Raw genomic sequence first — 11,525 nt, 5'->3', positions numbered from 1 at the left:
GACAGCTCCACTTCACAACCAGAGGCCTTCACCTGTCTCGCGACAGGCCGCAGATCAACCCATCCAGGAACAACGTCCCTGGGCATCACAGCTAGTACTCCAGTCGTAGATCGTGATCTTCATCGTTCTTGGGCGGATTGTCGCTGGTAGTGGGCTTGTTGGGCGCGGTGTTGGTGGCGTCGTCGCCACCATGACCAGCGTAGGCAGTCGGTGATGTCCTGGACGGGCTGGGCGACGAGCCGGGTGAACAGGTGCCGGATTTCGTTGAGGGATAAGGGAATTAGCCCTGTCGGGGCGGGTTGGGCGCGTTCGGCGACGGTGGTGATGGCCAGGAACAGGTGCGCGAGCAGCACCAGGGTCGTCCAGCGGTACCAGGAGGTCCAGGTCCGGACCTGGTGCTCGTCGAGCCCGGTTTGTCCCTTGCCGGTTTGGAAGTTCTCCTCGACGGTCCACCGCCGTCCAGCGACACGGACGAGGGTGCCCAGCGGCGCCCGCTCGGGTGAGAAACAGCGGTAGTAGGCCAGTTCGCCGGTGCGGCGGTTGCGGCGCGCCAGCAGCCATCGATGCCCGGCCGGTGCGTCGATGTCGCTGCTGTCGGTGCTGGTGATGGTGATCCAGGCCCAGTCGTAGAAGCGGTGTCCCTTGGCGCCCCGGCCGGCGGACAGACGCTGCCAGGCCCGTTTCGGCAATCGTGCGACGAGGTGGTCGACGCGCGCCGACCCTGCTCCTGCGGTGCTGACGTGGTGGTCGCAGGCCACCGCCAGCACGTAGCCGACGCCGCGCTGCTCCAGTTCGGCGCGGAGTTTCCCGGCAGCACCGTAGACCTCGTCACCGGCCACCCACCCGACCGGAGCGCCCCCGTCCAGTGCGCGAGTGATCATCCGTGTGGCCAGCTCGGTCTTGGTCGCGAACGTCGTGCCGTCCGGAACCCCCGGCGTCCGCGCACCGCTGCCGATCGTCGGTCCAGGACACCGGCAAGTACAGCTCCCGGTCGATCAGGGTGTGCCCGACTTTGGTGGTATAGGTGAGAAACACGCCGACCTGCGCGTTCTCGACCCGCCCGGCGGTGCCGGTGTACTGGCGCTGCACACCCACCGTGTGAGCACCCTTCTTGACGTCGCCGGTCTCGTCCACCACCAGCATCGCGTCCTGCGTGCCGAGGTGCTCCACCGCGATCGCCCGCACGTCGTCGCGGACCGCATCGGCGCCCCACGCCGCCCGGCTCAGCAGATGCTGCATCCCGTCCGGGTTGGCATCCCCGGCATGCTCGGCGATCGTCCAGCAGTTCTTGCGCGGCAACTCCGACAACAACGCCAGCACGAACGCCCGACCCCGCCTGCGCGGCTCCACCCGCGCGAACCGGCCCGCCACCCGAGCCATCACCCCATCAAAGATCTCCCGCCACCGGACCGGGTCTACCCTGTGACCCGCGGCCACCACACGATCTTGAGCCGTCTTCACAAACCGTTCATGATCAACTGGTGGCCGCACCCGTCTCCAACCGGCCCCTCACCAGCCAAGATCACGAAGTCCGGCTGGAGTACTAGCCCGGGCTCAGCGCGCCGTGATCAGCGGAATGGCCGATTACCGAGACGTCGGACGGTGCTGCGTGTCGTTCTGACGTTCCGAATGGCCCGAACCGAGCAAACCCGTCGACCATCTCTGCCGGCGCACTACCAATCCCGGTCGGTGACGTACTGGTTCAGGAAGTTGCACTCGGTGCAGCGGTACGCCTCGGTGGCCCAGCGCTCCCTGCCGGCGCGCTTGGCGCCACCGAAGACCCCGCGCTCCATCTGGCCGGGAATCCACCTCGCGTAACCGCGCTGCGGGTCCTCGATGAAACCTGGCTGCAATCGCAGCGCCCCGCACGCGGCGCACGGCTGGACCGACTTCTCAGACTTCTCCGACATGAGCAGACGGTAGCAATCGCCGCCGCAGCCGATCAGCCTTTGTCGTAACCCGCGCGGCGCAGTGCGTCGGCCATCGCTCCCCCGCCACCGGAGTCGCGCTGGCCCTGGCGGCGCTGTTGTTGCTGTTGCTGGGGCTTGCGGTCTCGCGGGGGGCGTTGGCCCTGGCCTTGTCCCTGGCGCTGGCGGTCGGCGGGTTTGTCGCGGGCGGGCTCGTCGTCCAGGCGCAGCGTCAGGGAGATCCGCTTGCGGGCCACGTCGACCTCGAGGACCTTGACCTTCACGACATCGCCCGACTTGACCACCTCGCGTGGGTCGGACACGAACTTTCGCGACATCGCCGACACGTGCACCAAGCCGTCCTGGTGCACGCCGACGTCGACGAACGCGCCGAACGCCGCGACGTTGGTGACGACGCCCTCGAGGACCATCTCCGGTTTGAGGTCGCCGATCTTGTCCACGCCGTCGGCGAACTTCGCTGTGGTGAAGGCCGGACGGGGGTCGCGGCCTGGTTTCTCCAGCTCCGAGAGTATGTCCGTGACGGTGGGGAGGCCGAACGTGTCGTCGGTGAAATCCTTGGGGCGCAAGGACTTCAGCACGCGCTCGTTGCCGATCAGGCCTTTCAGCTCACCGCCGGTGGACTCCAGGATCCGCCGGACCACCGGGTATGACTCGGGGTGCACGGCGGAGGAGTCCAGCGGATCCGCACCACCCTGGATACGAAGGAAGCCGGCGCATTGCTCGAAGGCCTTGTCGCCGAGCCTCGGGACCTTGGCCAATTCCTTCCGCGTGCGGAACGGGCCCTCGGCGTCGCGGTGCGCCACGATGTTCTCCGCCAGCGTCGACCCGATTCCCGACACGCGCGTCAGGAGCGGGGCGGACGCCGTGTTCACGTCCACGCCCACCGCGTTCACGCAGTCCTCCACGACGGCGTCCAACGACCGGGACAGGGCCACCGGCGAAATGTCGTGCTGGTACTGCCCGACGCCGATCGACTTGGGATCGATCTTCACCAGTTCGGCCAACGGGTCCTGCAGTCGGCGCGCGATCGACACCGCACCCCGCAGCGACACGTCCATGTTCGGCAGCTCCGCAGACGCGTACTCCGACGCCGAGTACACCGACGCACCCGCCTCGGACACCATCGCCTTGGTCAGCGACGGCACCCGCTTCACCAGCTCGGCGGCGAGCTTGTCGGTCTCCCGCGACGCCGTGCCGTTGCCGATCGAGACCAGGTCGACATCGTGCGCCTTCGCCAGCCTCTCCAACGAGGAAAGTGCCGCGTCCCAACGGTTCTGCGGCTGATGCGGGAAGATCGTGTCGGTGGCCACCACCTTGCCGGTCGCGTCCACCACGGCCACCTTCACGCCGGTGCGGAACCCCGGGTCCAGGCCCATCGTGGCGCGGGTGCCGGCCGGCGCGGCGAGCAGCAGGTCGCGCAGGTTGGTGGCGAACACCTTCACCGCGCCCTCCTCCGCGGACTGGCGCAGCCGCAGCCGCAGATCGACCGTCAGGTGCACCATGATCCGCGTGCGCCACGCCCAGCGGACCGTGTCGGTGAGCCACTTGTCGGCCGGACGACCGCGGTCGGCGATCTCGAACCGGCCGGCGATCCGCCGTTCGTAGTCGCTCGGCCCCTCGGTCTGGTCCGGCGACTCCTCCGGTTCCAGGCTGACGCTGAGCACGTCCTCCTTCTCGCCCCGGAACAGCGCGAGGATCCGGTGCGACGGCAGCTTGGTCAGCGGCTCGGAGAAGTCGAAGTAGTCGGAGAACTTCGCGCCCTCGGTTTCCTTGCCCTCGCGCACGGCGGCCACCATGCGGCCGCGGCCCCACACCAGCTCGCGCAGCTCGCCGATCAGGTCGGCGTCCTCGGCGAACCGCTCGACCAGGATCGCCCGCGCGCCGTCCAGCGCGGCGGCCGGATCGGCGACGCCCTTCTCCTCGTCGACGAACGCGTGCGCGGCGGCCTCCGGGTTCACGGTCGGGTCGCTGAGCAGCCCGTCGGCCAGCGGCTCCAGCCCGGCCTCGCGCGCGATCTGGGCCTTGGTGCGCCGCTTGGGCTTGTACGGCAGGTAGATGTCCTCGAGGCGGGCCTTGGTGTCCGCCTCCTTGACGCTGCGCTCCAGCTCGTCGGTGAGCTTGCCCTGCTCGCGGATCGAGTCCAGGATCGCCGCCCGGCGTTCCTCCAGTTCTCGCATGTAGCGCAGGCGCTCCTCCAGGGTGCGCAGCTGCGCGTCGTCCAGCCCGCCGGTCACCTCCTTGCGGTACCTGGCCACGAACGGCACGGTCGACCCGCCGTCCAGCAGCTCCACGGCGGAACGCACCTGGCGCTCCGCGACCCCCAACTCATCGGCGATCTTCAGATCGATTGACACGCCCACAGGATGTCAGACCCCTCCCACATCGACGATCAGCAGCCCACTGCGTGGCTTCGGCGTGAAGTAGGTGCTCTTGCGCGGCATCCGACCACCGGCCGCGTGCACGGCCAGAACGTCGGCCAGCGGCACCGGGGCGAGCAGCAGCACCGCGTCCGCGTCCGGCGGCACCGACCGGCCCTCGGCGAGCGTGCGCACCAGCGGTCCCTCCGGATCGATCCGCAAAGCCTGACGCAGCAACAGATTCTCCACCACGGCCTGCGCGATCCTCGGCGCCGGCTCCCCCGGCTCCGGCGGCGGCAGCACCACGCCGAGCCGCCGGTCGCCGGCGTGCACGACCACGCTGTTGGCGCCCGGCGGACCGGAGTCGGCGAACGCACCGTCGGCGAGGTGATCGAGGTCGTGCACGCGCATGCCGGCGGCCCGCCACGCCCCGGCCAGGTCGTCGGCCGTGAGCCCGGTGCCGGTCAGCACCCGGTGGAACGCGCCCACCCGCAACCGCGGCCCGGCCGTCACCAGCGCGAGCAACCCGGGCACACCCGCCTCGGTCGCGGCGGCCACCCGGTGGTTGCCGTCGGCCACCATCAGCGGCCGGCTGCCGGCGACGGCGAGCAGGCGGTCGCGGTCCGGGCCGGGCCCGAGCAGCCACAGCCGGTGCACCCGGCCAGCGGAGTCCACTGTGGACACTCGCGGGTCACCGGCGGCCGCCGTCCACGCCGACACCGCCGAGGTGAGCGCGTCACCGTCGGCGACCGGCACCAGCATCGCGGCACTCGTGGCCGCACCGAGCCCGGCGAGCATGGCGGCGCGCTCGGCGACCACGTTCGGGTAGACCTCCTCGCCGTGCCGGATCCGGCGCACCCCGTGCCGGTCCACGGCGGCCGGGTCGACCAGGCACAGCAGGCCGCACGCGGAGCCGTCCGGGCCGTCCACCGTGTACGGCGCCACCACGTCGGTGACCTGCTCGTACGCCTCCTGGAGCAACGCGGCCAGCGAGGCACGCGCCGACGGCAGTGCGGCCAGCAGATCCAGCCCGCGGGCCAGCGCGTCGGGCATGCGGTGCGGGTGCTGCACGGCCAGCAGTGAACCGCTCGATTCGTTGTGCGCCAAGGCTTTCACCACAGCGTCCGGCTCGGCGAACTCGTCGACGTCCGGGCCGGGCACCTCGTCGCGCACCACCCAGCCGCGGCCGATCGGCCGCACCCATTCCTTCATGGGCTACATCCTGCCCTCTTGACGAAAAAGTAAACGTTACTGTTTACTTCGTGGCATGCGTGAGTCGATCTCCCGCAAGGACCTGCCCCGGCACATCGCCGATGTCGGCCTGCGGGCGTGCTACGAGTTCGGCGTCACCGGCGTCGGCATGGCCGAGATCGCCGAGCGCGCCCAGGTCAGCAAACGCACGCTGTACCGCCACTTCCCGGACAAGCTGAGCCTGGTCGAGGCCGGCTTGCGCGCCCGCAGCGACCGGTGGATCGAGCGGCTCCGGCGCGAGCTGCCCGAGCGTGCCGGCTCCCCGCGCGGCCGGCTGATCGCCCTGTTCGACCTGCTCGCCGAGGACGTGCTGGCCACCCCGTTCCTCGGCTGCTACTTCGTCAACGCGACCGCGCAGACCGCCGCGAGTGACCCGACCGTGCGCCGGCTCACCCAGTGGCACAAGAAACGGCTGCACGACGAGGTGCGCACCCTGGCCGATTCCGCCGGCGCCCGGGACCCCGACCTGCTCGCCGGACAGCTCATGCTGCTCGTCGAGGGCGCGCTCGCCAGCGCCGCCGTCTCGGCGACCGACGCACCCGTTCGGCTGGCCGGCGCCACCGCGACCCAGCTCATCGACCAGGCCGTCGCGGACACGAAGGAGAGCAACGCATGACCCCGCACATGCCCGGCTACGTGTGGACCGAGGCGGACAAGGTCGCCGGCTTCACGCACGGCGACGGCATCACGATCAGGCCGCTGTGGCAGCGCGACGACCGCAAGGCGTTCGTCGTGGACATCGCCCCAGGCGCCGTGTGGCCGGACCTCGACGTGCACGAGCCGGGCGACGAGGAGGTGTACGTCGCCGAGGGCGTGTTCAACGACGGCGTCCGCGACTACCCGGCCGGCACGTTCCTGCACTGTCCCGCCGGCTCCAGCCATGTGCCGCAATCGAAGACGGGCTGCCGGCTGTTCGTCTTCTATCCCGAAGGCTGAGCTACAGCCCGACGTCCCGGAACAGCGAGCCCACTTCCGCGCGGTTCAGCGGGCGCACCGCGCCAGGCTTCTGGCTGCCCAGCCGCACGTCCCCCACCTTCGTGCGGACGAGCTTGCGGACCGGGTAGCCCACCTCGGCCAGCAGCCGCCGCACCACGTGCTTGCGACCCTCGTGCAGCACGACCTCGAGCATCGCCTTGCCGCCGGACGTGTCGACCACCCGGAACGCGTCGACCTTGACCATCCCGTCCTCGAGCATCACACCGTCGCGCAGTCGGCGCCCGAGATCACGCGCCACCGGGGCGGCCACCTCGGCCAGGTAGGTCTTCGGCACCTCGAACGACGGGTGCATCAGCCGGTGCGCGAGATCCCCGTCATTGGTGAGCAGCAGCAGGCCCTCGGTGTCCGCGTCCAGCCGGCCGATGTGGAACACCTTGGCCCGGTCGGTGGCGTCGTCCTTGCCGACGTAGTCACCGACGCACGGCCTGCCCCGGTCGTCGGTCATGGTGCTGTGCACGCCCTTCGGCTTGTTCAGCGCCAGGTAGATCAGATCCTCGTCGAGGACGATGCGCACGCCGTCCACGTGGATCACCGCGGTGTCCGGGTCGACCCGGCGGCCGAGTTCGGTGACCACCTTGCCGTCCACCGACACCCGGCCCTGCACGATCAGTTCCTCGGAGGCGCGCCGCGAGGCCACACCCGCCTTGGACAGCACCTTCTGCAGGCGCACGCCCTCTGGTTCAGACATCGTCGATCGAATCCACATCCGGTAGCAGGGGCGCGATCGGCGGCAGGTCGTCCAGCGACGACAAGCCGATCCGTTCGAGGAACAATTCCGTTGTGCGGTAAAGGAACCCGCCGGTGTCGGTATCCGTGCCGATCTCCTCGATCAGCCCTCGGGAGACCAGCGTACGGATCACGCCGTCCACGTTCACACCGCGCACGGCGGCCACCCGCGACCGGGTCACCGGCTGCCGGTAGGCGATCACCGCGAGCGTCTCCAGTGCGGCGCGGGTGAGCTTCGCCCGCTGACCGTCCAGCAGCAGCTTCTCCACGAACGGCGCGTGCGCGTCCCGAGTGTAGAACCGCCACCCGCCGCCGACGTGCCGCAGGTCGATGCCCGACCGGGCGTCGGTGTACCGCTGCGCCATCGCGCGCACCGCCTCGGAGACCCGCGCGACCGGCTGCGCGACCGCGTCGGCCAGCATCTGCTCCTCGATCGGCGAGTCCACCACCAGCAGCAGCGACTCCAGCGCGGCGTACAGGTCGGTGTCGTCGGTCAGGTCGGGCAGATCGCTGGTCTCGATCGGCTCCTCAGGCGCGGCTGGTTCTTCTTGCGCCGCAACGGTTTCGGGCGTCTCAGCCGTGTCTTCCGGGGTCACCCGTACTCCTCCTCGTCCACCTTCGCCCGGTCCGCCTCCGCTGCCGCGGTCGCCTCCTCGAGTGAGCCGCCGGTCCACTCCACGTGCAGCTCACCGAGCGGGTCGCTCTGCTCGAACAGCACGGTCGCCTCCCGGTACAGCTCCAGCAGGGCGAGGAACCGGGCCACCACCTCCATCGGCAGGCCACAGTCGGCCACCAACTCGCTGAAACTCGCCTTTCCGTTGCGCGCCAGGTGAACGCGCAACTGGGCGGCGTGCTCGCGGACCGACACCTTGCCCATGTGCAGGTGATCGATCGACACCGTGGGCGGCGGTTTCGGGCGGAACACGGCCGCGGCGATGTCCGCGAACTTCTCCGGCGAGACGCCGATCATCACCTCGGGCAGCAGACCCTCGAACCGCTCCTCCAGCGCCACCGAGCGCGGGTACCGCCGCAGCGCGCCCTGCTCCAGCTCCGCGAACAGCGCCGCCACCTGCTTGTACGCCCGGTACTGCAGCAGCCGCGCGAACAGGATGTCGCGCGCCTCCAGCAGGGCGAGGTCGTCCTCGTCCTCCACGTCGCCGGCGGGCAGCAGGCGCGCGGCCTTCAAGTCCAGCAGCGTCGCCGCGATGACCAGGAACTCGGTGGTCTCGTCCAGGTTCCAGTCGTCGCCCATCGAGCGGATGTGCGCGATGAAATCGTCGGTCACCGTGTGCAGCGCGACCTCGGTGACGTCCAGCTCGTGCTGTGAGATCAACTGCAGCAACAGGTCGAACGGACCGGTGAAGTTGTGCAGCCTGACGGTGAACCGGCCGTCCGATCTCTCGTCGGTGTCCTGGTTCTCCGCCATCCGCTCAGTGTGGTCGACCACCGCCGTCATCGCTCGTCGTCCTGGCCGTGCTCCAGCCGCAGTCGACGCACCAGGACCGAGTCCTCCCCCGACGCGTCGAGGTCCGCGAGCAGGACGGCGATCGCCTCCCGGACCACCCGGCCGCGATCGACGACCAACCCGTGCGTGGCACGCAGGGCCAGCCGGGCGTGTTCCAGGGCCAGCAGTTCGTCCTGCGACACGTAGACGGTGATCTTGGAGTCGTGCTTCTGCCGGCCGGTGCCACGGCGGCCACGGGCAGCCGGGTCGCTGTGCTGGGCCTGCCGGGTCGACGGCTGTGACGTCTTCTGGGCAGGGTCGAACCACCCGTCGTCGTCGGGCGGCGGCTCTCGTCGCGGCGCCGGGCTCGTCGAGCGGAACAGCTCAGCCGCGCCGGGTAGTGGGGCGCGGCGACTCACCTGGCGAGCACCTCGCGGGCCAGCGCGCGATACGCCTTCGCGCCGGCCGATCTCGGTGCCCACGTGGTGATCGGCGCACCGGCCACCGTGGTCTCCGGGAACCGCACCGTCCGGTTGATCACCGAGTCGAACACCGTGTCGCCGAACGCCTCCACCACGCGCGCCATCACTTCCTTGGAGTGCAGTGTGCGCGGGTCGAACATGGTGGCGAGAATCCCGGTGATGTCGAGGTTCGGGTTCAGCCGCTCGCGTACCTTCTCGATCGTGTCGATCAGCAGGGCCACGCCGCGCAGGCTGAAAAACTCGCACTCCAGCGGGATGAGCACACCGTCGGCCGCGGCCAGCGCGTTGACCGTGAGCAGGCCGAGCGACGGCTGGCAGTCGATCAGCACGTAGTCGTACTCGGGGAGCAGCGGGCGCAGCGTGCGCTCCAACGCCTGCTCGCGGCCGACCTCGGCGACCAACTGCACCTCGGCCGCGGACAGGTCGATGTTGCTCGGCAGCAGGTCCATGTTGTCCACGTTGGTGCGGATCACCACGTCCTTGATGCCGACGGCCCGCTCGATGATCACGTTGTAGATGGTCTGCTCGAGCTGGTGCGCCGGAACGCCGAGGCCGACCGACAGCGCGCCCTGCGGGTCGAAGTCGACCAGCAGGACCCTGCGCCCGTACTCGGTGAGCGCGGCGCCCAGATTGATGGTGGACGTGGTCTTGCCGACGCCACCCTTCTGGTTGCACATCGCCAGCACCTTGGCCGGCCCGTGCCCGTTGACAAGCGGCGGCTCCGGCACGTGCCGGCGTGGGCGCCCGGTGGCGCCCACTTCCTCGGGCTCGTCGGTGTTGTCGCCGCTGCGTGGAGCGAGGCTCAACTCCCCGGCGGGCTGAAATGTCGACATAGCGACCTAGCTCCTTGTCGTCCCAGTGACGCGGGCAGCTTATGGCTACGGCGTGCGCGCACCAACGCGGCACGCCGTAGCGGTTTCCAGCACTACGCAACCGAGGGCAGATCGTCAGCCACACACGCCGACATCAACGCCTGACCGCACGCTCCCCCGGCCAGCGGCGGTTGACCCCGGGCATAGCCACGCCCGCCACGGCCCGCACGAGGCCGACGACGATGTCGAGCCAGTCGAAACTGTCCCGCCAGACAGTGATCCGGCCGTCCTCGATCTCGAACCGGCCGTAGACCCAGAACCGGTGCTCGAACCGACCCCGTCCGAGCGCGTCGGTGCGTTCAGTCAGCACGACACCGCCCTCGGCGGCAGCGTGATGAACGTGCACCCGGAATCCGACCCTGGCGGCGATCAGCAGCCGCAGCAGCCGCGCGATCCGGTCCCTGCCGCGCACCGCGGGCAACGACACGTTGATCCACTGGGCGTCCTCGGCGAGCAGATCCAATGCCGCCGCCAGATCGTTGTCCTCCAGCGCCGACAGGAACGACGCCACAATCCCGATAGCATCCGCCGGCGGTGCGGAGCCCGCATCTGAATTCACGACGACCATCATACGGAAAGTAGTTTGGCGAGCGGAAGCGCGGCTCGGTCGATGGGCTTCGATCACGAATCCCATCGACCGAGGTTTGCCGGACAAAGCCCGATAAGTACTGCCTCAGAGTCGGCGTGCGGTCCCGGCGACCGCGCCGCAGACATTGCCGTTCGACAGCGAGACCGTGCCAGTCGCGGCCGCACGGTAGGTGCCGTGCGGGTAATTGTCGCCGCTGTCATGCGAGCCATTCCACTTATCGCGGAAACGCAGTCCACCGCTGGCACTGTAGTTGTACCCGTAATCAGGCCCCTCGATGCGCGCACGCCACACGTAACCCACCGCGCGGCGGCCACCGCTCAGGTCGAAGCCGGTCTCCATACGCACCGGCCTCCCGTTGCTCTTGTGCCTCAGCCGGATGTACGCCGTTCCGCAGCTCGCGGCGACCTGCTGCGTCTGGCTCGCCCGCAACGCGTCGGCAACCCGGTCCGCCGGGAGGGACGCCGTCGAGCCGTCCCCCAACACGACCGGCACGGTGCCGTCGGCCGCCGCGGCACCAGCCACCCGGGCGACCGTGACAGTGCGCAGTTCCACGGCGACGGTCTCCTCTCCCGTCTCCGGTGCGGCCGACGCGGACCAGACGCCGACCCCACCCAGCGAAGTGGATACCGCGAGCGCACCGGCAATGACAGTCTTCTTCTTTCGTGACAACATTTCATCGTCCTTTCATCTTTGTTCTCCAGCCGTAGAATGGCCGAAGTCGTGCCGGTAGCCGAAACGGCAAGTCACCCCGTCGTGTTACCGGCAATACCGAGAAGCCTCGAGCAGGAAAAGTCCGCGCCCTCCCTTTGCGCATGTTTCCCGGGCCTCTACGAGTACTACCCGGCGACTGACGAATTGGTTGTCACGAAATGGGAGAGAT

The 11,525-nt window shown here is 69.5% G+C and carries 12 protein-coding genes and 1 pseudogene; 2 read left to right on the top strand and 11 right to left on the bottom strand.

All coding sequences use genetic code 11. The annotated features are described in order from the left end of the window. Window positions 1-119 precede the first annotated feature (119 nt). The 4 genes and pseudogenes from EV193_RS32765 to EV193_RS32750 form a co-directional block, all read right to left on the bottom strand. Window positions 120-1,380: pseudogene (locus tag EV193_RS32765) on the bottom strand (IS701 family transposase). 293 nt (window positions 1,381-1,673) lie between these two features. Then, complete coding sequence (locus EV193_RS32760) at window positions 1,674-1,910, bottom strand: hypothetical protein (protein ID WP_130348855.1); 237 nt, start codon at window positions 1,908-1,910, stop codon at window positions 1,674-1,676. Between the two features lie 32 nt (window positions 1,911-1,942). Next, window positions 1,943-4,282 carry a Tex family protein gene (locus tag EV193_RS32755; protein WP_423202262.1) on the bottom strand — a complete coding sequence of 780 codons (2,340 nt, stop codon included), beginning with the start codon at window positions 4,280-4,282 and terminating at the stop codon, window positions 1,943-1,945. Between the two features lie 12 nt (window positions 4,283-4,294). Continuing rightward, complete coding sequence (locus EV193_RS32750) at window positions 4,295-5,497, bottom strand: DUF1015 family protein (protein ID WP_130348853.1); 1,203 nt, start codon at window positions 5,495-5,497, stop codon at window positions 4,295-4,297. 55 nt (window positions 5,498-5,552) lie between these two features. Between EV193_RS32750 and EV193_RS32745 the strand changes: the two genes are divergently transcribed. Next, a complete protein-coding gene (locus EV193_RS32745; RefSeq protein ID WP_130348852.1) occupies window positions 5,553-6,152 on the top strand; it encodes a TetR/AcrR family transcriptional regulator in 600 nt (199 codons plus the stop codon). Next, on the top strand, window positions 6,149-6,472 hold the full coding sequence (locus EV193_RS32740) for a cupin domain-containing protein (protein ID WP_207222903.1): 324 nt from the start codon (window positions 6,149-6,151) through the stop codon (window positions 6,470-6,472). The genes EV193_RS32745 and EV193_RS32740 overlap by 4 nt, the downstream gene beginning before the upstream one ends. 1 nt (window position 6,473) lies before the next feature. Here the strand turns inward: EV193_RS32740 and EV193_RS32735 are convergent, their stop codons facing one another. From EV193_RS32735 to EV193_RS32705, 7 genes are all read right to left on the bottom strand, one after another. Then, window positions 6,474-7,220: a pseudouridine synthase gene (locus EV193_RS32735; protein WP_130348851.1), complete on the bottom strand. Its 747-nt coding sequence runs from the start codon at window positions 7,218-7,220 to the stop codon at window positions 6,474-6,476. Beyond that, window positions 7,213-7,854, bottom strand: a complete 642-nt coding sequence (scpB, locus tag EV193_RS32730) for an SMC-Scp complex subunit ScpB (RefSeq protein ID WP_130348850.1) — start codon at window positions 7,852-7,854, stop codon at window positions 7,213-7,215. Before scpB ends, EV193_RS32735 begins: the two co-directional genes overlap by 8 nt. Continuing rightward, a complete protein-coding gene (locus tag EV193_RS32725) occupies window positions 7,851-8,684 on the bottom strand; it encodes a segregation and condensation protein A (RefSeq protein ID WP_165401592.1) in 834 nt (277 codons plus the stop codon). The genes scpB and EV193_RS32725 overlap by 4 nt, the downstream gene beginning before the upstream one ends. Window positions 8,685-8,710: 26 nt before the next feature. Further along, window positions 8,711-9,121 (bottom strand): cobyrinic acid a,c-diamide synthase, encoded by a 411-nt coding sequence (locus EV193_RS32720; protein ID WP_130348848.1) that lies wholly within the window; start codon window positions 9,119-9,121, stop codon window positions 8,711-8,713. Continuing rightward, window positions 9,118-10,017, bottom strand: a complete 900-nt coding sequence (locus tag EV193_RS32715) for a ParA family protein (protein ID WP_130348847.1) — start codon at window positions 10,015-10,017, stop codon at window positions 9,118-9,120. The genes EV193_RS32720 and EV193_RS32715 overlap by 4 nt, the downstream gene beginning before the upstream one ends. Before the next feature lie 133 nt (window positions 10,018-10,150). Next, a complete protein-coding gene (locus EV193_RS32710) occupies window positions 10,151-10,615 on the bottom strand; it encodes a limonene-1,2-epoxide hydrolase family protein (protein ID WP_207222902.1) in 465 nt (154 codons plus the stop codon). A gap of 114 nt (window positions 10,616-10,729) precedes the next feature. After that, window positions 10,730-11,317, bottom strand: a complete 588-nt coding sequence (locus EV193_RS32705; protein WP_130348846.1) for a hypothetical protein — start codon at window positions 11,315-11,317, stop codon at window positions 10,730-10,732. Window positions 11,318-11,525 lie beyond the last annotated feature (208 nt).

The organism is Herbihabitans rhizosphaerae (assembly GCF_004216555.1).
Taxonomy (GTDB): Bacteria; Actinomycetota; Actinomycetes; order Mycobacteriales; family Pseudonocardiaceae; genus Herbihabitans; species Herbihabitans rhizosphaerae.
This window is presented reverse-complemented; position numbering and strand designations above follow the sequence as displayed.